Here is a 19,856-nt window from a genome sequence, read left to right on the forward strand (position 1 = left end):
TCGGCAGATATTATTTCCAATTAATACCAGTTTATTGGAATGTTGGTTATAAGCAAATGAAATACACAGCGAAATATTAGCACAATTAGTTCTATTGAACTCTTTTAAAATGTGAATTTGTACCCTAGCTAAAATTTGTAACATTGTTAAGAATTTCTTAATAAATATCGAAATCTGCTCTTATTCCTTAATAATTTTGAAACAAAAGAAGGATGCGTTATCCGCATCCTTTAGGTATTTGTTAACATCTTCTCCCGAAACCATTCGATATTCTGTTCCATAATGGCGAGGCTTTGTCCGGGTTTGGTTGCTCCGTGGGGCATCTGTTTGAAGATCGCCATTTTCACGTCTTGGCCGGTGTCTTTTAAGCCACGATACAGTTCGTAAGCGTTGGCAACGGGTACGCGCACGTCGCTTCTCCGTGTTGGATGAGCGTTGGTGGAGCGCCGTTTCGGACGTAGGTCATGGGCGAGGTTCGGGCATAGATGTCAGGATCAATCCACGGATCGTTCGCTAAGTATTGCGGTGTGAATGACGTGATGTCGGTATTCGTATAGTACGTGTACCAATTTGTCACTCCTGCCCCGACGGATACGGCTTTGAATCGGTCGCTATACGTCGCACAGAATGCGGCAATGTATCCGCCTTGACTCCACCCGATAATGCCAACGTTTTCGGGATCAATCATTCCTTCTTCGACGAGCAGATCGATTCCCGATATCACGTCTTCGTAGTCCCCGATTCCGAGGTTTTTAACGTTGGCTCCTCGGAAAGATTCTCCGTATCCGGCACTACCACGATAATTGGGTTCAAGTACGAGAAAGCCTTCTTCAATAAAGGATTCGATTGGTTGGTAACGGTTGACTCCTTGTAACGCGAAGGAGGTCCCGGCTGGGCCGCCGTGTACGGCGACGATGAGCGGGTAGGTTTTGCTGTGATCCCAGTCGACGGGCTTAGAAAGTATACCTTCAATTTCTTCACCACCGGCGGTCGTCCACGTGATGATTTCTTTTTGGACGAGCTGTTTGTCGGTAAAGTGCGTGCTGTTATTCGTCACCCTCTGGTCGTCTATGTAGACGTCATACGGTTCGGTCGACGTGGCCCTCGTATAGGCGATTGACTCACCATTCGTCGAAGCGAGCATAACGACGCCATCGCTGCCGGCGTGCATCGGTTCAACACGGCCTGCCTCATCAACAAACCCGATGCACAGCTTTGTTCGCTCCGCCCATTGGATGAACATGCCACGTGATGTCCAATTAACTGGCGTGACGTGCTCATCGATCGGTACATCGATGGTTTTTGACGTTTTCGAACTCATATTATACACCGCAAGCTGATTGTTGCTCGTATGCCGATTCGGGTCCCGAAAGTGTGTATAACATACTTTGCTCCCGTCCGGTGACAGGCGCGCGTTGCCCGTGCAATCCTCGACGAGCGTCTCCCAGCGTTCGGTTCCAAAGTCATACATCCGCACAGCTTGGTGAACCCCGTCCACAACCCGAGGCGTAGGAGCCGCACTGATCACAAGCCGCGCACCCGACACCGCGAAGGAGTGGATGTGAACATTCAACTCTTGCAGCAGCGGAACCGCATCGCCATCAAGCGATTGATAATAGAGTTCATGATAGCGAAAGTCCTCATCTTGATAGGTGTAAACGCCATATGTATCGTTGCGCTCTTTCTCGGTTTTGGATAACGGGCGTTTGCTAACATAATAGATCCCGTTCCCGTCTGTTGCCCATTCATATTGCTCTACACCCTCATCTGCGGACGTGTGCTGAACCGTTCCCGTTGATGAAAGTTTCTGGATAAATATTTGGTCTTTCCCATCTATAGGCGATAGATACGCCACCGCAGCATCGTCAGGCGACCAACGCGGTGCTCGGCTATCGGTGTTGCCAATCGTCATCGGCGTACTCGTTTTCGTTTCACAGTTATATACACGCACATGACGCCGGTATTCATTCTTTTTCCAGTCGGTCGTCCGCTCCTCAAATGCCACGTTTCTCCCATCCCCACTTAACGCTACATTCGGGTACTGCGGGATCTCGATGAGCTCTTTCGGTGATAAATACATGTTCTCAATCCTTTCAATCTGCTATTGTTCAGTTTCGCCGTAGGTTGTGGATAATCCTGCAAGAGGTTGTAAGAATTATTCACATATTCACGGAATTATCCACATTTTCCACAAAAAAAGAGAGAAGATCCGCTCTTCCCCCTCAGGTTGTGCAAGATGAGAGCGCGTCACCATCACACTCTCGACTCATCTCTAGTATCCGCCAGACGCCTCGCCGGAAATCGTCGTTTCACGAAGGTCATACACTCCGTGCGGCAATTGAATAAACCTTCTACATCATGGGAAATACCGATGCGGAACTCGTCATGAACAATCGGCAACATCGGCGCATCATCGTTCACGTGTTGGGCGACTTCGCGGTACATGTCAATTCGCGCATCATCATCCGTTTCCCGTCTTGCATCATCAAGCAATTGATCGACCTCTTCATTCGTATAGAACGTATTGTTGCCCGGAGGTCCGTGACTGTCGGTGTGGAAGAGCGCATACGTACCGTAATCCGCATCACCCGTCACTGTCGTCCAACCAAGAAGCACCATTTCATAGTTCGCCTCATCTGTTGCATCCAATAGCGCTGCCCACTCAATGAGCTGAATCGACACCGACACACCAATCTCAGAGAGTTGATCTTGAATGACTTCGGCCATTTGCATATTAATTGAATTGCCTGACTCAACGAGCAGTTCCGCTTCAAAGCCGTCTTCGTAACCGGCATCCGCGAGCAGCTCCTCCGCCGCGTCCACATCATATTCAATCGGATCAATGTCATCACTAAACCCAAACACTTGATAGTTCACGGGGCCGATCGCTTCCAATCCGAATCCTTCAAAAATTCCTTCTACGATCTCCGCCTTGTTCACCGCCATCGACAGCGCGCGCCTCACGTCAGGATCATCAAACGGTTCCGCCGTGTTGTTAAAACCGAGATAGTCCATCCGCAAACTTTCCACAGACGCAATGTCTCCATTTTCACTATTTTCTACTTGGCTCGTATTCGCCGGTTCGATGCTGTTCACTACATGGGCTTCCCCTTGATCTAGCATCGCAATCCGCGTTGATTGCTCTTCAACAATGCGGTACGTCGCTGAATCCAACGCGACCGGGCCGCGCCAGTAATCTTCATTTCGTGTTAGCACAACTTCATTTCCTTGCGACCAATTGTCCAACTCAAACGGCCCTGTACCCACCGGATCAATATCCAAGTTATGGTCTCCCGCCGCTTCTGCTCAATCGCCGTTGGGCTAATCATCCCACCTCCATCATGAGCAAGGTGCGCAAGCAATGGCGCAAACGGATATTCCGTCACAATCTCCACTGTATAATCATCAAGCGCGTTCACTTCTTCAATCATGTCATACATAAACGCACGCGGTGACGCCTCTTCTGGATCCGTCACCCGCTCGAGCGTCGCGATGACCGCATCCGCATTAAATGGCGTCCCATCCGTAAATTCCGCATCCTCAGTTAAGTAGAACTCCCACGTATACTCGTCAATCTGTTCCCAATCTTCTGCCAGCGCCGGTTGCAACTCCATATCGGCGTCGTGCTCAACCAAGCTTCATAAATGTTCGTTCTCACGTGCGTAGACGACGTATCATTCGACCCGTGAGGATCCAAGTCGACCACGTCCGAATCTACTGCGATGACAATATTGCCGCCATCTGCCGCAGCCTCTTCCCCTTCATCATCGCCTGCCGGCACATCTTCCGGCTCAACGTCACTGTCATCCGTACAAGCAGCCAGTGCGCCCGCGAGCGAAAGAACGACCGCTCCGCCGACGATGCGGTGCGTAAATTTTCTCATAATTACCCCTCCAAATATGTACTCCTACCATTCTACTACTGGGTAAAAGGGGACACAAGCGAAACGGCTGAGCGGGCAGGTTTGTGCTGGTACGGGGGCGGGGGCAAAATCTGAACCTGCCTCTCTCCCCATACGTGTAAAGGAACCGTTGTGCACGTGCACGGCTACGTGCGCTGCACGGACTTAGTCGCTCGCATCGTCTTGATTATATCCAGCTAGGTGCGCTCTCCGGTCACAATTGCTCGCATCGCCCTGATTTTGGTCGGCTAACCCTAAGCACTTCCGATAGACACAACAGACGCTAGGAAAACCTGAGAGAATAGCAACATGTCGGCGCCTGAGGCGCCGAAGCCAACCGCAGGCATCTCAACTCGCTCGCTTTCTCTTCGGCACCACCGGTGCCGACAGCAAGAGAGCACTTCCAGCTTATCATCTTGCGAATCCCGAGCCATGCTCTATCCGGAGTGGCTCCTTGCCATAAGTAGCCTGCACAAACCACCTGGTTTTTGGTCTGGCAGGGAGCGAAGCGCGGTCAAAAACAACCGCTTCGTTTTAGACATGGGGCACACGGTCTTCGCTCGGGGTGCGCACGATCTCTCCGTATAGATGCATGTGCACGTTTTCGACACAGAAGTGCACATAACCGACACCCGAGTGCACATGTTGGACACCGGAGTGCAAATAACCGACACCAATGTGCACATATTCGACACCCGAGTGCACATAACCGACACCAATGTGCACATATTCGACACCGGAGTGCACATTTCCGACAAACCGAGCCCAACCCCTGCCGTACCCCGCACGCCAAAAACCCGCTGTGCACATGCACAGCGGGTTCCCCGATCAATCGAACAGCGTACTGACAGACACTTCATTGTGCACTCGGTTGATGGCATCAGCGACGAGTGGGGCAATGGACAGGCTGGTGATTTTGTCGCTCTGTTTGTCTTCGTCTAGTTCGATTGTATTTGTAATGACAAGTTCTTTGATTGGCGATCCTTCGATACGGCTGATTGCCGGACCGGAAAGGACGGGGTGTGTACAGCATGCATACACGCTCGTCGCGCCGTTTTCGATGAGCGCATTGGCGGCGAGTGTGATCGTCCCTGCTGTATCGATTAGGTCGTCAATGATGATAGCGGTTCGGCCTTTGAACTCACCGACGATGTTCATCACTTCTGCTACGTTTGGCTTTGGACGGCGTTTGTCAATGAAGGCAATTGGCGCATCGAGGCTTCTGCCATCTTGCGCGCCCGCACGACGCCTCCGTTGTCCGGAGCGACGACGACGATATCTTGTAGCCCCTTGTTGGCAAAATAATCGGAGAGAATCGGAACGCCTTGCAATTGATCGACGGGCATGTCGAAAAATCCTTGAATCTGCGGGGCGTGCAAGTCCATCGTAATGACACGTGTGACACCTGCAGTCTCTAACAAGTTTGCTATCAGTTTGGCTGTGATTGGCTCACGTGAACGGGCTTTGCGGTCTTGTCGGGCATAGCCGTAATACGGCATCACGACGTTGATGCGTTTTGCTGACGCACGTTTTAAGGCGTCAACCATGATAAGCAGTTCCATGATGTTCTCGTTGCCTGGATACGAGGTGGACTGTACGACGTATACTTCACAACCGCGTACGCTCTCTTCAATGGAGATTTGGATTTCACCGTCGCTGAATCGTTTGACCGAGCTGCGGCCAAGTTCACAACCTAAATGTTTGACGATCTCTTCAGTAAGTGCTTGATTCGAGTTTAAGCTGAAAATCTTGAACTTGTCATTTAAATGGTAATCCATTTCTACTTTTCTACCTTCCTGTTATGTCACGGGTGTGAGTGGCTCGTCTCCACTCAACACGTGAATTAGATTGTCGCAAACGAGATGGCACATTTGAAGACGTGTTGCGATGCTGGCGCTGCCGATATGCGGGGATACGGTCACGTACTTAGACGTGAGCAATCGATCGTCTTTAGGCAATGGTTCTTGTTCGAACACATCGAGACCTGCTCCCCAAATCTTTCGTTGCTCGAGCGCTTCATACAACGCATCTTCATCGACTAGTCCGCCGCGAGAAGTATTAATAACAATTGCATCTTCTTTCATTAAATCAATTTCTCGTTTTCCAATCAAGTGATGATTACTAGTACTATATGGCAAAAGAAGAACAATGTAGTCCGATCGTTGGAGCAGATCGTCCATCTCGCTATATTTCGCGCCGATTCGGGCCTCGGCTTGTTCATTTCTGGAACGATTGTGGTAAAGAATGTTCATATCAAAGCCGGTCGCCCGCTTTGCGACCGCCTCGCCAATGCGCCCAAGACCAACAATACCAAGCGTTTTGCCATGAATGTCTTGACCAGTGAAGTGCATCGGTGCCCACGCCCCCCACTCGCCGTTCCGCACGATTTCTGACGTTTCCACAAGCCGACGGGCAGTAGCCATGAGCAAGGCAAACGTCAAATCAGCCGTCGTTTCCGTTAACACACCTGGCGTGTTCGTGACAGTAATGTTGCGGTTTTTCGCTGCGCCAATATCAATGTTATTGTAGCCGACCGCCAAATTTGCGACGATCTTCAATTGCGGTGCATGCTGGAAGACTTCCTCATCAATCGTCTCACTAAGCATGCAAAACAGTCCGTCCACATCGGCAACTTCTTCAAGCAGCACGTTGCGAGGTACGGGTTCGTCCGGGTCGTTCCACACTTTCACTTCAAATTGTTCGTGCAGTCGCTCCATCACTTCATCTGGAAGCTGGCGCGTTACGTAGATTTTCTTCTTCACAAACCGCACCTCCTCTCCTTCTATTTTCACTAGGAAAAACTTGGCTGTCAATTTATGTTTAACCTGCCTGTTCACGTGGAATAAGCCGACTAACAAGCAAACGCCTTTTACTGATATATTCGGAGGGATACAATTGACACAAATACTCATGGTTGTAACAAATGGACACACAATGGATAACGGACATCACGCAGGCATTTGGCTGTCCGAATTTGCGGAGCCTTATGAAGCGTTAAAAGCAAACGGATATGAAATTACAGTGGCGAGCCCGAATGGGACAGACTCTCCAATCGACAAGAATAGTCTTGGTGAAGAAGGCATTCCTTCAGGTTGGAAAGAGATTGCGGACCAGCTAACGAAAACCGTCCCGCTCGCCGACGTTAATAGCAACAACTATTCTGGAATCTTTTTGCCTGGCGGACATGGAACAATGTTCGATTCCCAGATGATGAGAACTTGAAGCGGTTGCTGCAAGAATTTGCGGAAGCAGATAAAGTCATCGGCGCCGTCTGTCATGGACCTGCGGGGCTCGTGAATGCGGAGCTAAAAGACGGAACACCCCTCGTACAAGGGAAAACCGTTACGAGCTTCACAGACTCCGAAGAGCGCGGCGTTGAGCTAGAAGATCAAGTTCCATTCATGCTCGAGACGAAGCTGAAAGAGCGCGGTGCCTCGTTCGTAGTCGCCGACGATTGGGCTGAGCACGTGCAAACGGACGGTAAACTCGTCACCGGGCAAAACCCACAGTCCTCCATTCGCGTTGCTGAAGAATTCATGAAAGCACTCTAAATCGAATCAAGCTGGGACCGGAAATCTTTCCGGTCCCAGCTTTTTGTTTTGATTAAGGAAACCGCCGGTACCGCGAGAGCGGCGGTTTCCGGTACAACCTCCACCTCGCCCGGTTTTGTCAGGTTAAGAGGGCTGGGCGGTCCAAATCCCACGCATCCCCCAGAGTTTTGTCCGGCTAAGCTCGGCAGTTCCGTATAGACCCAACAGACACTAGGAAAACCAGAGAGACTAGCGACCTGTCGGCGCCTTCGGCGCCGAAGCCAACCCTCTAGTTCCACAACTAGCTCGCTTTTTCTTCGGCACCATCGGTGCCGACAGCAAGAAGGCACTTCAAGCCTCTCGTTTTGCGCACTCAAATCTACGCACTATCCGGAACAAGCCGCCTGCTTCCCCCGCTTTTGTTCCGGATAGGAGCGCTGTCCGGTACAATTTGCTCGCTCCACCCGTTTTCGTTCCGGATAGGAGCGCTGGACGGTACAATTTGCTCGCTCCACCCGTTTTCGTTCCGGATAGGAGCGCTGGACGCACAACATTGCTCGCTCCACCCGTTTTCGTTCCGGCCAGGAGCGCTGGACGGTACAGAACAACCGCCACAGCGTGAATTCGCGTTTCAACTTGTGCGATAACGGGGATACTAGTAGCGTTTGACTTCTATAGAGAATACGGCGGTGCGCAAACGATGTTTGATTTCCTAGATTTGTTACGATTATTGATTTCTGCTTTTGTGATTTTACCTTTCGTTTCGCTCATTCGCGAGAGTGGCTATTATTTGGTGGCGACGCTGCTCGGCGCGAAGAATAAAAAGATTATTATCGGCTGTGGGCCGAAGTTGTTTAGTCTTCCTTCAATTGAAGTGAGGCGTTATTTCTTCATGTTTAGCTGGTGCCATTATGATGATATTCGCCCAGACCATAAGTTCTGGCACGCCCTCATTTATGCGTCTCCGATGCTGAGCAATATTCTCGCTGCGGTGATGGTGAACATCATGCTCGGGTTTGGGCTACTCCCAGGGGAAACGCTTTGGAATACATTTTTGTTCTATACATTTTATTTTGTGTTGTTTGACGCGTTGCCAGTGTATATGCCAGATGGCCAACCGACGAATGGCCGTGCGATTTGGGACCTCTTCCGCCACGATCGTTGGTACACGTCTGATAACCGAGACCGTGATGAACAACGGTCGACTGAAGAGCAAAAGAAAACGATGGAAAACCGCAAACGCGATGAAGCGGAGCGCGGGGACGTTGAAGCGGCACGCTAAAGGCGGTGCCATTCTTCCCCTGCCCACCGGGCGGCGAGCTCTTCTTCCCCAACACCTGTCATGCCATTGATGATAACCGAGACGTGCTCGGTCTGAAAGCGGAGGGAGATCATCCACATCGGCATGTAAGCGAGCTCTAATGAGAGGTGCTCATACTTCGGTCGCTCCCCGACATAGCTGCGACTCCAACGGTTTTGCAGATCGATGAAATACGGCCGAGCAGCCTCTTTCGTTTCGATCACTCGGTCAACGACAGGCACCGTGCCGAATGTATCTTCTGTAACGGGCCACGCTTTAGTCAGACGGTCGCGATAGCCTGACACGGCATCAACGAATGCGTACACCGTTTCAATTTTAAATGGAAGCAATAACCCGCGATCGTACGTCACCTGCATGGTCGAAATCCAAAATGGGTGATAAAACTTCATTTTTTCAAAGATATAGTCGTCCATCTTACTTATACTGACGGTTCTTTGTAACCGGCGGTCAAGGCTTTTGTAGATGGCTGTATGCAAGTGTCCATCCGGGATTTCTTTAAAGTGACCGATGATGTTGGCATGCATCACGTGAGAACTCATGCACACGCCCCCTTTCTGTCACTCCCTTACTTCGGTTAGAAACGCGGAATTCCTTTGATGAAAAATGACGGCTTTTGTAGAACGGTTTACCAAGCTGAAATTACACCGGTTAACAAGGCAAAAATTGCCATGACGAGCGTCGTTGAAAACGCCCATTTGAACATGAATTTCTGATGGTCACCTAAGTCGACACGGGCCAAACCAATTAATAGAAATGTGCTGGCTGTGAGTGGGCTGAGTGGAAACCCAACGGTCATTTGCCCGAGTACGGACGCTTGGGCGATTTCGATGGCCGGTACACCGTACATTTCTGCCGATGTCGCTAAGATGGGCATGACGCCGAAATAATAAGCATCCGGATTAAACACGAGGCTGAGCGGCATGCTCATGAGTGCGACGAGTGCTGGCATGGAACCACCAATGTCTTCTGGTACGATGTTGACAAGCGCCATTGCCATCTCTTCGATCATCCCTGTCCCTGTTAGAATGCCCGTGAACACCCCAGCGGCAAAAATGATTGACAAAACGGAAATCATGCCTGTTGCTTGCAATTGAATCTGATCCATCTGATCTTTCGGATTTGGGTAGTTGATCACAAGGGCAATGACAAACGCGACGATAAACACAATTGGAAGTGGTAGCCATTGAAGTACGAGTGCTGCTAGCGCCAGAACGGTGAGCAATACGTTCGGAATGAGCATTTTCGGACGCTTCATCTGCTTTTGCTCATCGGTCATTTCAAGCTCAAGGGAAAATTCGATGTCTTGAATGCCAACGCGATTTCGCTCTTTCTTCCCGATCCAATAGGCGACGAGTAACAGCCACAGAAAACCAACACCCATCGTCGGTAATAGCGGAATGAAGATTTCCCCAGGATCAATTCCGATGGCGGTGCCTGCCCGGGCAGTCGGGCCTCCCCACGGCATGATGTTCATAAGTCCTGCGCCAAGCCCGACGACACCAGCAAGAACGATCCGACTCATTCCGAGTCGCTCGTAAAGCGGCAAGAGCGCCGGGATGACGATTAAGAACGTTGAAGCTCCTGAGCCGTCCAACTGGGTAATCATCGCAAACAATAACGTCCCGATGACGACCTTTAGCGGGTCGCCTTTGACGAGCTTAAGGATGCGTGAAAGGATCGGATCAAACATGCCCGCATTGTTCATCACCCCAAAATAAAGGATGGCAAAGCCGAGCATCACGCCAGTTGGCGCTACGAGCTGTACGCCTTCGAGCATGTATTCTCCGAGCTCGAGACCAAATCCCCCGATGAGTCCAAAAATGATGGGTACGATTACGAGCGCAACGATAACAGATAAGCGCTTTGATAAGATGGAATATAAAAATACAGCAATCGTTAGAAACCCTAATAGTGCGATCATTTTAACCCCTCCTCATTGGTGAAGCGCTTACAATTTCACGTGCATTTGTAACAAGTGCCATCCGAGCGACTTCCCGTGAGCATCGAGCTCAAGTGCTGCGGCTACGCCACCTTTTCGCGTCCCGCGAATGACATAATGCACAGCAGCGAGCTGCGGCAGCAAAAAACATTCCACAACGCCCGAGGCGATGCCTGTAAAATGTGCACGCACTTGTTCTGCACCGATTTGCTCGACAATCTGGTCATAGAACGTATCGTCATACAAAAACACGCTAATTGTCGTATCTTCCCCTTTATCTCCAGCGCGTGCGTGCGCTACTTCATGTAACCGGATCGTTTTCATCGTTCGTCCACCTCTACTAGTTTTACGTTACTCTTTACAGCCGAGCGGCGTATCGTCGTTGAATACGCGGCGATTACCGGTCTCGTATACTTGCGAACCCCACCTGGACCTCCGGGTCCATTTAGCCAAAGGGATTCAACTTCCTCTCCAACTCGGTCTGCCATGGTTTGATTAGCTGCACGGGCAGCAATGCGAAACATTACTTCATATGGCTCAGGTCGTCCAGCCGCGTCACCGTGCAGCGCGTTCATGCCAACCAAGTCGCTTTTCATATCTTGAGCATGGATGCCCGCGTCCTTTAACCGCTGTTCAACGATTGCTTGCGCCATCTGCGCCCGCTCGATTGCACCGTGCCCGGCATAAGCGATAAACCCTTCACCTATGAACCCTTGATTGACGCCAAGTGTCACTTTGAAACTGTCCGTCCGGGCGTTGCCACTCCCCCCTGTTACGTGCACGCAATTCTCCGCTACTTCTTGAAATTGCACGTTTGAAAAATCGGCAACAACGTCTGGAGTAATGTACGTTGATGGGTCCATCACTTCATATAACAACTGCTCTTTGCACGTTTGCACAGATACCAAACCCCCGCTGCCTGGCGTTTTCGAAATGATGCCTTCGCCGTTTTCGAACACTTCGACGATGGGCATGCCGACATGCAACAAGTCATCCACTCGCTTTTTTTGCCCGTCTGCAAAGTAACCGCCGGTCACTTGTGCCCCGCATTCGAGCAAATGAGCCAACACCGTGCCTTTTCCGAGCCGATCCCAGTCGGTCAATGACCAACCCCATTCAGATACCATCGGTGCCAAAAATAACGACGGGTCCGCCACACGGCCGGTAATGATCACGTCCACGCCAGCTGCTAGGGCAGGAAGCATCTCTTCGACACCTAAATAAGCATCGGCAGAAATCCAGTCACTGTGGCTGACCGGCTCCCCGGTTTCCCAAATGTGAGGGTCTTCTTTGGCAATGCTCGACGCGACATCGGCGCCAAGCACTGTCGCTACCCGCAACCCGTTCATGTCTAGATCACGGGCAACACGGACGACGACCCGAGCAGCGGCCTGAGGGTTCGCAGCGCCTAAGTTCGTGACGATGCGTACGTTCTTTCGCTTGCATAAGGCGAGCAACGCGTACATTCTCGCTTCAAAAAACTGGCCATATCCTTTTTCGGGATCCTCCCGCTTTTCAAGGTGTGCTAACGCCGTCGTGCGCTCGGCCAAACCTTCCAAAACGAGATAATCCAAGTTTCCTCGCTCCACAAGGTCGACCGCCGCATCAATCCGGTCTCCTGAATAACCCGCACCGGTCCCAATTCTAATTGACCTCATTCATTACCCAACTTTCTACTCATTTTCTGTCCACTCATCTATTAAGCAAAAGTTGTGCCAACAGCGAAAGCCCAGTCGTATGCAAACGGTTCATCTTATTTCTGAAAACATCCATATAATTTCTAATAATTTAGAAATAAATAGAACATTCACTACAATCTTGATAAGATAGACAAAACGATGAAAGTTGGACCGTCATGAATCTACATAGCATCGTACATGCCATACAAGATGGGATTCTCATCATCAATCGCGAAGGCATCGTCGAAAGAATCAATGAAGAATACACGAAAATCACGGGTGTGGAGGAAAGAGACATTATCGGCAAACCGCTCCTCGATGTCCGCCCTGAAGCTCAACTTATCCGTACATTACATGATGAGAACGTTCGCGTTGGCGTCCACCGTAACGTGAACGGCCGAGAATACGTCGTCGATATGGCTCCCATTTATGAAAACGGTGTCGTCGTCGGCGCAGTATCGGTATGTAAAGGGAAAGAAGAAGTGTTCAACCTTATGAATGACCTAAAGAAAAAGCAAGATACGATTGATCAGCTCGAGAAGAAAGTACAGGCCAGTTACCAAGCCACGTATACGTTTGAATCGATTGTCGGTCATGACCTTGGCTTGAAAGACTTCGTTCAGACCGCGAGAAAAGCGGCAGCGGTCCCTTTTCCCGTGCTTCTCACCGGCGAAAGTGGGACAGGCAAAGAATTGTTTGCCCAAGCGATCCATCGTGCAAGTGACCGCGCCGATAAGCCATTTGTTCCGATTAACTGCGCCACCATTCCGGCTGATTTGATGGAGAGTGAATTGTTCGGCTATACGAGCGGGGCGTTTACGAGTGCGAAACATGCGGGCAAGATCGGACTGTTTGAACTCGCCACAGACGGAACGTTATTCCTTGATGAAATTGGTGAATTGCCGGTAACTCTGCAAAGCAAGTTGCTCCGTGTGCTACAAGAAGGGACGATTCGTAAGGTTGGCGCGTTGAAGGAACAGCACGTGAATACGCGCATTATTGCTGCGACGAACCGCAATATCGGGGAACTCGTTGCTCGTGGGGGATTTCGCGAAGACCTATATTACCGCTTAGGTGTATTAAACCTGCATATTCCGCCGCTTCGCGAGCGCAAGCAAGACTTGGAGCCGCTCGTTCGCGGCTTTTTGCAAAACATGCAACCCACCACCCCATTCACATTGAACCCCGGGCTTTTGACCAGCTCGCCGCTTACGATTGGCCGGGGAACGTCCGCGAGTTGCACAATGTATTGCAGTTTAGTTTAAGCATGATGGACCGACGGGACACGGGTTTGCATACGGTTCATTTGCCCGCACCGCTCGGCAATCACCGCGAACATTCCCGTTTGAAAGTAGGGTCCCTTCGTTCTGAGCTAAACCGAGCGGAATACGAGGTGTTGTCCGTCGCTTTGAAAAACTATGAAAACACGATTGAAGGCAAACGAGCCGCTGCGCAACAGTTGAACATTTCGTTAGCAACGCTTTATAACAAGCTGAAAAAACACGGGATGAATCCGTAATCTAAACCGGGGGCTTCTATGGACATTCGACATTTAACCTACTTTACCGAAGTCGCAAAGCATGCAAGTTTCACGAAAGCAGCAAGCACGTTGCACGTTTCCCAACCTTCATTAAGCAAAACGATCAAACAGTTGGAACGGGAATTAGGGGTGCCGTTATTCTATCGTTCTTCGAAAGAACTGCGCCTGACTGATGCGGGGGAAGCGGTGCTCAAAAATGCGCAAAATGTGCTGGATGCGTTTCATAACTTGAAAGGGACGTTAAGCGATGTAGTTGAACTAAAAAAGGGAGAGATATCCGTTGGAATCCCTCCCATCATTGGGCTGCATTTGTTTCTCCGCTCATTAGCCATTTCATTGAACATCACCCACTCGTCGACTTGCGCCTCACAGAAGTTGGCAGTCTAGCGATTAAGAAAGGGATTAACGAAGGCTCTTTAGACGTCGGCTTTATATGTAACGTGCCGCTCCAAAATGAAGACTTTGAATGTCGCCCCATTCTCCACGATCCGCTTGTCGCTGTCATGCACCATGATCACCGATTCGCCTCCGTTGACGAGATTGCTATGAATGACTTGGAGAGCGAGCCGATCATTCTATATCGGAATGACTTTTCCTTGCACAAAGCGATCGTCGAGGAATGTTTGCGGAGTGGGTTTTACCCGAATGCCGTTTGCGAAAGTTCACAGAAAGATTTCATGATGCAAATGGTCGAGGCGAAGCTAGGCATCGCCTTGCTGCCTTTGCATATCGCCAAATCGATGAACCCAAGCGCTTTAACGTACGTACCGCTACGCGCAGATCCGCTTCATCTAGAACTCGTAATGATTTGGCGAAAAGATACGTACTTGCCATTCGCCGCCCGGGCGTTTTTAGAGGAAGCGAACCGTCACTTTTAATGGGTGTCGTGCATCTCTTGAATGAGTTCAGAAATGCTGCGAATTTTGCGATCGCCGTATTGCACCGCGCCTTCTTCCAAATCAATATAGATGGCTTTCATCCCGATCGCTCCAGCGGGGATAATTTCGTTTAAGTAGTTGTCTCCAATGGAAAGCGTTCGTTCAGCTGACGCATCGTAGCGCTCCATAATTGTCTTAAACTGCGCTTTCGTATGTTGGGGTTTGCCAGCAGAAGTGACGACATCGGTGAACACGTCGGTCAAGTCGAGCATACTGAGCAGACGCTCCACGTCATCTGGCGTACTGTTTGTGAGCAACACGACCTGCTTCTTTTGACCGAGTGCTTGAAGTCCTGTACGTAGCCCTTCTATCACTGTCAATTCAAACTGATCGGTCGCCATATATTCTTTCGTCTCATGGTAGGCTGGTTGAGGGTCGCTCACTCCGTAGTGTCGTGCCGCTGCATTCGGAAGCCACCATCCATCACCAATGGCAATGAGTGTATCAAAGTCGAAGCTTACCGCACCCGGGTACACAGCTTTCCATTGTGCGGTTGGCACAAGGCCGCCTTCCCAGTCGGTCACGCGGCTGACTTGGCCTGTAAAGGGATCGGTTTCAACGACCCAGTCTCGCACAACGTCGTACGCTTTGCCGATGGAAACCGCATGGTTTCCTTTTTTCATATCGTCATAGTCTTGAAAAAAGTTGGCTCGGTTTTGTTCGGGCAGTTCTTCTGACAGGCGTTTGGCGTAATGGTCGAAGTGGTCGGTGTCTTCATAGAGGGTGCCGTCCAAGTCGAAGATGACGAGATCAATATGTTTGAATGCGTTGTCGTGCATGGTTGCGCCTCCTTGGTCTTTTGTTTTAACGTAATCGATTTTGCGATTCTCGTCAATTTCTCCTATAATGATTGTTAATTTTGCGCATGTTTTTGTAAATTGTGTATAAAAAGTGAAGAAAGTTGTGGTAGAATTGTGTGGATTCATGTCGTGCTATGCGGCACAAAATACATATCTTTCGGGAGGGGGAAATCGTACCAATGAGAAAGTATACGATTGCTGGTTCAGCAGTTCTCATGACGACGATTTTAGCAGCGTGCGGAACAGGGGCAGATGAAGTGCCTGACACGCTATCTATGGGGTTTGTTCCATCGCAAGATGCTAGTGAGTTGGCGGATACCGTTCAACCGGTAGCAGACAGGTTAGCTGAGGAGCTTGGCATGGATGTCGAGGCTGAAGTTGTAACGAGTTATGTCGGTCTCGTTGAAGCGATGGGGAATGGCACGGTTGACATCGGATTCTTACCACCGCTTGGCTTTGTTCAAGCAGAAGAAGCACACGATGTTGAAGTGATGCTCAAGTCCGAGCGTTTCGGGGATTACGAGTACCTTGCACAGTTTAATGTAAGTGCCGATCGTGACGATTTGAACAGCATGGAAGACTTGGTGAACACAGAAGGCCTAACGTGGGCGTATGGGGATACGTCTTCAGCAGCAGGTTATTTGTTCCCGGCAAATGACTTGATGGATGCGGGCATTGACGACTTGAACAACCACTTCCAGCACTTGCAACTTGGCGGTCATGATACAGCTTTAATGGCTGTTCTTGACGGAGAAGCAGATTTCTCGACGTCATTTGATGATGCGCGCGAGAACTTAGAAGAAGACTATCCAGACATTATGGAAGACATTAAGATTATTGAGTACACTCAACCGATTCCAAACGACACAATCTCTGCTCGTGCTGACTTGGACGATGACTTGAAAGACGAGATCATTGCTGCATTTCTTAGCTTCAACGATGACGAAGAAATGTTAGAAGTTCTTGATAGCATTTACAACTGGACAGGTATTGCAGAAGCAGAATCAAGCGACTATGAAGTCGTACGTGACACGTATGAGCGCTTCCAAGAAGAAATTACACTAGACTAGTTAGAGGGGAGGTTCTCTCCCCCAGATTGGCTAGAAGCTATACTTTTTATAAAAAGCACTTATTTCGCAGTGCTACTCAAACAATATTTTGCCCATTACTTTTGAGCTAAAAAACAAAATATAGTATTCATATTGTGCAAAATAAGAAGGGGTGTAATGGTGGAGACGCCTACGGGATTAGCGTTAGCCGAAGATCATCGTGCGAAGCGCGATAGCTGAGGCAACGCCCGTGGCAAGCGTAGCCAGTACACCCCTACACTTCTATAAAAACAACATCTAGGGTTTTTAACAGCCTGTGGGGAGGTTCTCTCCCCTTTTTTTTAGAAATTTTTAACAGAAAGTAGGAAGAACGCTTTATGATTGAATTCAAAAACGTTTCTCTCACCTATCCAAATGGCCATCAAGGACTTAAGAATGTGAATTTGGAAATTAACCAAGGCGAAATGATCGTCGTTGTTGGTCTGTCCGGCGCCGGTAAATCAACCCTGATTCGCAGCATGAACCAACTCGTTAAACCGACTGAAGGAGAGCTGTTAATCGACGGGAAAAACTCCCTCAAGTTTAACGAACGCGAGCTGCGTGAAATGCGCACCGACATCGGAATGATCTTCCAAAGTTACAATCTTGTCCGCAGAATGAGCGTCCTTCGCAACGTCTTAAGTGGTGCACTCGGCCGTACAAACACGTTGCGCAGCATTCTAGGACTGTTTAAGAAGGAAGACAAACAACTCGCGCTTGCCAGTCTTGATCGTGTTGGCATTGCTGAGAAAGCGTATTCACGTGCCGATCAGCTTTCCGGAGGACAGCAACAGCGTGTCAGCATTGCCCGTGCCCTCACCCAGAAGACGAAAGTCTTCCTCGCAGATGAGCCGGTCGCAAGCTTGGATCCACCGACGTCACACATCGTAATGAAAGATTTACGCCGCATTAACCGCGAAGATAACATTACGATGATCGTCAACTTGCACTTTATCGACATGGCAATGGAATATGCGGATCGCATTATCGGCATGCGCAGTGGCGAAGTCGTATTTGATGGTCCTGCATCCGAGGTGACTGAGAAGACGTTTGAAGACATTTATGGTCGTCCAATCAAAGAAGACGATATGCTTAGTGAAGATGCCGGAGCTGAAGCAAACGATACGCACGGCGAAGATTTGGACACCAAAGGAGAAACTGCAAGTAGTGAGGAGGCTGATTCGAAGTGAATCCAGCTTCCAAGCCGGGCAACTTCCCACTCATTCCCCGGCGGTCGAAGATCAATATTTTATCGGTACTCGCCGTCGTCGCACTTTTATACATAATCGCAGCTTACGTGACAAACGCTGCACCTGACCGAGTCATCAATGGATTGCCACAAATCTTCAACTTTGTTTTCGGCAACCTCATTCCTCCAAACTGGAGTTACTATGATACAGTCGCCGGCAGTTTGTTAGAAACGTGGAACATTGCACTACTCGCAACTACACTATCTGTATTTTTCTGTTTGCCGATCGCTTTTTTATCCGCGTCAAATATTAACACAAGCTCCATTCTGTATAACATCGTTCGCTTTGCAATGAACGTATTGCGTACGATCCCTGACCTCGTGCTCGCCGTAATCTTTGTCGGGCTTGTCGGAATTGGGGCCATGGCCGGAATTTATGCCCTATTCTTCTTCTCGGTCGGAATTTTAGCGAAGTTAATTAGTGAAACGATTGAATCGATTGATCCAGATCCACTTGAAGCCATACGTTCCACTGGCGGCAACACGCTCCAAGTCATCTGGTATGGGGTCATGCCTCAAATTCTCCCGCACTACATTTCGTATAGTCTGTACGTGCTCGAGATTAACGTCCGTGCATCCGTCGTCCTCGGTTTCGTCGGCGCCGGCGGGGTCGGCCTCATCCTCAATCAGCAACTCAACTTCTTTAATTACGGGAATGTCTCCATGATCATCCTCATGACCTTCGTCGTCGTTACCTTGATCGATGTTGTGAGCATTCGCTTAAGAGAGAGGATCGTCTAATGAGAGAACTCCAAATCACCAAACCAAAAAAGCCGCCAATGTATTGGGTGAAACTCGGAAGCATCGTTGCCTTTATCGTCCTAGCCTACTCGGTCGCATTCACGAGCATGGACCTCACATCCACGTTCCGCTTCGACCAAGCCGTGAACATGCTGCAACGCCTCGTGCTCGGCCCGTTCACGCACGACGTGGCTATCTCACGTATACCAGAACTGTTTATGATGATGATGGAGACCGTTGCCATCGCCTATGCCGGGGTACTCGCAGGTTCGATCCTCGCGATCCCGTTCGCCTTCTTTGCCGCACGCAACATCGCAAAGAAAGGCTCGATCGGCGGAAAAGGCATCCTAAACGGCATCCGCTCATTCCCTGAGCTTTTGTTCGCCATCATCTTCGTATCCGCAGTCGGAATCGGCCCGCTCGCGGGGGTTCTCGCCATCACGATCAACTCCGTCGGTATGCTCGGTAAACTCTATTCAGAAGTCATCGAGTCGATCGATCAAAACCCGATTGAAGCACTACGCGCCAGCGGCGCCGGCAAACTACAAATCATGTGGTACGGCGTGTTGCCGCAAGTCTTGCCTGAATTCATGAGCTACGCGCTCTATCGTTACGAAATCGACCTCCGTTCCGCCACCGTACTCGGTATGGTCGGTGCCGGCGGTCTCGGCGCCCCGCTCATCATCGCTTCCCGTTCCCGCGAATGGGAGCAAGTCGGAATGATGCTCATCATCATCATCGTCGTCGTCACCGTCGTCGACATTTTGAGCCGCAACATCCGAAAGCGCATCGTGTGATGTGGTTATGCTAGACGTGTGAGGAGTCCCGAGGTAGCCATTGCAATCCTCATACGCTTTGTTAAACCCTCGCCCCGCCCGCAAATCTGCGTGCGAGGCGAGGGTTTTTTGTGTTTTAGCGTAAGGAGTAGGGAGTCTGGAGTCCGGAGCTATACCCGATAGCTAGGCTTTAGGTGGGGTGCGCGATGTAAAGACGCGAAAAGCTTACTTGCTGTCGGCACCGGGGGTGCCGACGTGTTGATCGGGGTTAGGACGGCTCGGGTTTCGTTGGTGCAGCCAGTTTGGCCGACACCTACACCCCTTCGCCGGAATAAAACTTCAACACTCGGGCGC

Annotated in this window: 20 protein-coding genes and 3 pseudogenes; 10 read left to right on the top strand and 13 right to left on the bottom strand. The window is 50.0% G+C overall.

What is annotated here, in order from left to right; translation table 11 throughout:
• Window positions 1-230: 230 nt before the first annotated feature.
• From JCM19039_RS27455 to JCM19039_RS16095, 7 genes and pseudogenes are all read right to left on the bottom strand, one after another.
• Window positions 231-2,080 (bottom strand): annotated as a pseudogene (locus JCM19039_RS27455) (prolyl oligopeptidase family serine peptidase).
• Window positions 2,081-2,253: 173 nt separating this feature from the next.
• Window positions 2,254-3,282: an ABC transporter substrate-binding protein gene (locus tag JCM19039_RS22460; protein WP_081834575.1), complete on the bottom strand. Its 1,029-nt coding sequence runs from the start codon at window positions 3,280-3,282 to the stop codon at window positions 2,254-2,256.
• The gene (locus JCM19039_RS26705) at window positions 3,210-3,614 is read right to left on the bottom strand and encodes an ABC transporter substrate-binding protein (protein WP_052398879.1); all 405 of its coding nucleotides are present in this window, start codon (window positions 3,612-3,614) and stop codon (window positions 3,210-3,212) included. The genes JCM19039_RS22460 and JCM19039_RS26705 overlap by 73 nt, the downstream gene beginning before the upstream one ends.
• Window positions 3,545-3,883 (bottom strand): hypothetical protein, encoded by a 339-nt coding sequence (locus tag JCM19039_RS22470; RefSeq protein WP_052398880.1) that lies wholly within the window; start codon window positions 3,881-3,883, stop codon window positions 3,545-3,547. Before JCM19039_RS22470 ends, JCM19039_RS26705 begins: the two co-directional genes overlap by 70 nt.
• Before the next feature lie 552 nt (window positions 3,884-4,435).
• Window positions 4,436-4,711 (bottom strand): hypothetical protein, encoded by a 276-nt coding sequence (locus tag JCM19039_RS16085; protein WP_042429098.1) that lies wholly within the window; start codon window positions 4,709-4,711, stop codon window positions 4,436-4,438.
• An 18-nt stretch (window positions 4,712-4,729) separates the two neighbouring features.
• A pseudogene (locus JCM19039_RS16090) lies at window positions 4,730-5,679 on the bottom strand (ribose-phosphate diphosphokinase).
• 21 nt (window positions 5,680-5,700) lie between these two features.
• Window positions 5,701-6,663 carry a D-glycerate dehydrogenase gene (locus JCM19039_RS16095; RefSeq protein ID WP_042429100.1) on the bottom strand — a complete coding sequence of 321 codons (963 nt, stop codon included), beginning with the start codon at window positions 6,661-6,663 and terminating at the stop codon, window positions 5,701-5,703.
• A 133-nt stretch (window positions 6,664-6,796) separates the two neighbouring features.
• On the opposite strand from JCM19039_RS16095, the gene JCM19039_RS27460 reads away from it, so the two are divergent.
• Together JCM19039_RS27460 and JCM19039_RS27465 are read left to right on the top strand one after the other, a co-directional pair.
• Window positions 6,797-7,123: a DJ-1/PfpI family protein gene (locus tag JCM19039_RS27460; protein ID WP_307190279.1), complete on the top strand. Its 327-nt coding sequence runs from the start codon at window positions 6,797-6,799 to the stop codon at window positions 7,121-7,123.
• The gene (locus JCM19039_RS27465; protein WP_307190280.1) at window positions 7,120-7,452 is read left to right on the top strand and encodes a type 1 glutamine amidotransferase domain-containing protein; all 333 of its coding nucleotides are present in this window, start codon (window positions 7,120-7,122) and stop codon (window positions 7,450-7,452) included. The genes JCM19039_RS27460 and JCM19039_RS27465 overlap by 4 nt, the downstream gene beginning before the upstream one ends.
• Window positions 7,453-7,782: 330 nt before the next feature.
• Here JCM19039_RS27465 and JCM19039_RS16105 read toward each other — a convergent pair whose 3' ends face one another.
• A complete protein-coding gene (locus JCM19039_RS16105; RefSeq protein WP_042429102.1) occupies window positions 7,783-8,046 on the bottom strand; it encodes a hypothetical protein in 264 nt (87 codons plus the stop codon).
• Window positions 8,047-8,131: 85 nt separating this feature from the next.
• On the opposite strand from JCM19039_RS16105, the gene JCM19039_RS16110 reads away from it, so the two are divergent.
• Window positions 8,132-8,713, top strand: a complete 582-nt coding sequence (locus JCM19039_RS16110; RefSeq protein WP_052398881.1) for a hypothetical protein — start codon at window positions 8,132-8,134, stop codon at window positions 8,711-8,713.
• Here the strand turns inward: JCM19039_RS16110 and JCM19039_RS16115 are convergent.
• The 4 genes from JCM19039_RS16115 to JCM19039_RS16130 all read right to left on the bottom strand — a co-directional run bounded on the left by JCM19039_RS16115 (window position 8,710) and on the right by JCM19039_RS16130 (window position 12,349).
• Window positions 8,710-9,291 carry a hypothetical protein gene (locus tag JCM19039_RS16115; RefSeq protein ID WP_042429105.1) on the bottom strand — a complete coding sequence of 194 codons (582 nt, stop codon included), beginning with the start codon at window positions 9,289-9,291 and terminating at the stop codon, window positions 8,710-8,712. The two genes, JCM19039_RS16110 and JCM19039_RS16115, sit on opposite strands and share 4 nt — an antisense overlap.
• 86 nt (window positions 9,292-9,377) lie before the next feature.
• Entirely contained in the window at window positions 9,378-10,673 is a 1,296-nt protein-coding gene (locus tag JCM19039_RS16120; RefSeq protein ID WP_042429108.1) for a CitMHS family transporter, read from the bottom strand.
• A 27-nt stretch (window positions 10,674-10,700) separates the two neighbouring features.
• Window positions 10,701-11,015 (bottom strand): hypothetical protein, encoded by a 315-nt coding sequence (locus JCM19039_RS16125; protein ID WP_042429111.1) that lies wholly within the window; start codon window positions 11,013-11,015, stop codon window positions 10,701-10,703.
• On the bottom strand, window positions 11,012-12,349 hold the full coding sequence (locus JCM19039_RS16130) for an acyclic terpene utilization AtuA family protein (protein WP_042429114.1): 1,338 nt from the start codon (window positions 12,347-12,349) through the stop codon (window positions 11,012-11,014). Before JCM19039_RS16130 ends, JCM19039_RS16125 begins: the two co-directional genes overlap by 4 nt.
• A 197-nt stretch (window positions 12,350-12,546) precedes the next feature.
• On the opposite strand from JCM19039_RS16130, the gene JCM19039_RS16135 reads away from it, so the two are divergent.
• The 3 genes and pseudogenes from JCM19039_RS16135 (at window position 12,547) to JCM19039_RS28105 (ending at window position 14,788) form a co-directional block, all read left to right on the top strand.
• A complete protein-coding gene (locus JCM19039_RS16135; protein ID WP_238545102.1) occupies window positions 12,547-13,635 on the top strand; it encodes a sigma-54-dependent Fis family transcriptional regulator in 1,089 nt (362 codons plus the stop codon).
• Window positions 13,608-13,889, top strand: coding sequence for a helix-turn-helix domain-containing protein (locus JCM19039_RS25875; RefSeq protein ID WP_238545103.1), 282 nt, complete (start codon window positions 13,608-13,610; stop codon window positions 13,887-13,889). The genes JCM19039_RS16135 and JCM19039_RS25875 overlap by 28 nt, the downstream gene beginning before the upstream one ends.
• An 18-nt stretch (window positions 13,890-13,907) precedes the next feature.
• Window positions 13,908-14,788 (top strand): annotated as a pseudogene (locus JCM19039_RS28105) (LysR family transcriptional regulator).
• Here JCM19039_RS28105 and JCM19039_RS16145 read toward each other — a convergent pair.
• A complete protein-coding gene (locus JCM19039_RS16145; protein WP_042429117.1) occupies window positions 14,785-15,627 on the bottom strand; it encodes an HAD family hydrolase in 843 nt (280 codons plus the stop codon). The pseudogene JCM19039_RS28105 and the gene JCM19039_RS16145 sit on opposite strands and share 4 nt — an antisense overlap.
• Before the next feature lie 200 nt (window positions 15,628-15,827).
• Here JCM19039_RS16145 and JCM19039_RS16150 point away from each other — a divergent pair, with 200 nt between their 5' ends.
• The 4 genes from JCM19039_RS16150 to phnE (JCM19039_RS16165) all read left to right on the top strand — a co-directional run bounded on the left by JCM19039_RS16150 (window position 15,828) and on the right by phnE (JCM19039_RS16165) (window position 19,523).
• The gene (locus JCM19039_RS16150; protein WP_042429118.1) at window positions 15,828-16,718 is read left to right on the top strand and encodes a phosphate/phosphite/phosphonate ABC transporter substrate-binding protein; all 891 of its coding nucleotides are present in this window, start codon (window positions 15,828-15,830) and stop codon (window positions 16,716-16,718) included.
• 356 nt (window positions 16,719-17,074) lie between these two features.
• Entirely contained in the window at window positions 17,075-17,926 is an 852-nt protein-coding gene (phnC, locus tag JCM19039_RS16155; RefSeq protein ID WP_081834577.1) for a phosphonate ABC transporter ATP-binding protein, read from the top strand.
• The gene (phnE, locus tag JCM19039_RS16160; protein ID WP_052398882.1) at window positions 17,923-18,726 is read left to right on the top strand and encodes a phosphonate ABC transporter, permease protein PhnE; all 804 of its coding nucleotides are present in this window, start codon (window positions 17,923-17,925) and stop codon (window positions 18,724-18,726) included. The genes phnC and phnE (JCM19039_RS16160) overlap by 4 nt, the downstream gene beginning before the upstream one ends.
• The gene (gene phnE / locus JCM19039_RS16165; protein ID WP_052398883.1) at window positions 18,726-19,523 is read left to right on the top strand and encodes a phosphonate ABC transporter, permease protein PhnE; all 798 of its coding nucleotides are present in this window, start codon (window positions 18,726-18,728) and stop codon (window positions 19,521-19,523) included. Before phnE (JCM19039_RS16160) ends, phnE (JCM19039_RS16165) begins: the two co-directional genes overlap by 1 nt.
• Window positions 19,524-19,856 lie beyond the last annotated feature (333 nt).

Origin of the sequence: Geomicrobium sp. JCM 19039, assembly GCF_000698145.1 — a bacterium.
In the GTDB taxonomy this organism is placed as follows: Bacteria; Bacillota; Bacilli; order Bacillales; family Marinococcaceae; genus Geomicrobium_A.

Bases quoted from the DNA above. Each gene is read 5' to 3' on its own strand.
- JCM19039_RS26705 (WP_052398879.1), bottom strand. From the start codon at position 3,614: ATGGAGTTGCAACCGGCGCTGGCAGAAGATTGGGAACAGATTGACGAG.
- JCM19039_RS22470 (WP_052398880.1), bottom strand. From the start codon at position 3,883: ATGAGAAAATTTACGCACCGCATCGTCGGCGGAGCGGTCGTTCTTTCG.
- JCM19039_RS16085 (WP_042429098.1), bottom strand. From the start codon at position 4,711: ATGTGCACAGCGGGTTTTTGGCGTGCGGGGTACGGCAGGGGTTGGGCT.
- JCM19039_RS16110 (WP_052398881.1), top strand. From the start codon at position 8,132: ATGTTTGATTTCCTAGATTTGTTACGATTATTGATTTCTGCTTTTGTG.
- JCM19039_RS16115 (WP_042429105.1), bottom strand. From the start codon at position 9,291: ATGAGTTCTCACGTGATGCATGCCAACATCATCGGTCACTTTAAAGAA.
- JCM19039_RS16120 (WP_042429108.1), bottom strand. From the start codon at position 10,673: ATGATCGCACTATTAGGGTTTCTAACGATTGCTGTATTTTTATATTCC.
- JCM19039_RS16125 (WP_042429111.1), bottom strand. From the start codon at position 11,015: ATGAAAACGATCCGGTTACATGAAGTAGCGCACGCACGCGCTGGAGAT.
- JCM19039_RS16130 (WP_042429114.1), bottom strand. From the start codon at position 12,349: ATGAGGTCAATTAGAATTGGGACCGGTGCGGGTTATTCAGGAGACCGG.
- JCM19039_RS16135 (WP_238545102.1), top strand. From the start codon at position 12,547: ATGAATCTACATAGCATCGTACATGCCATACAAGATGGGATTCTCATC.
- JCM19039_RS16145 (WP_042429117.1), bottom strand. From the start codon at position 15,627: ATGCACGACAACGCATTCAAACATATTGATCTCGTCATCTTCGACTTG.
- JCM19039_RS16150 (WP_042429118.1), top strand. From the start codon at position 15,828: ATGAGAAAGTATACGATTGCTGGTTCAGCAGTTCTCATGACGACGATT.
- phnC (WP_081834577.1), top strand. From the start codon at position 17,075: ATGATTGAATTCAAAAACGTTTCTCTCACCTATCCAAATGGCCATCAA.
- phnE (WP_052398883.1), top strand. From the start codon at position 18,726: ATGAGAGAACTCCAAATCACCAAACCAAAAAAGCCGCCAATGTATTGG.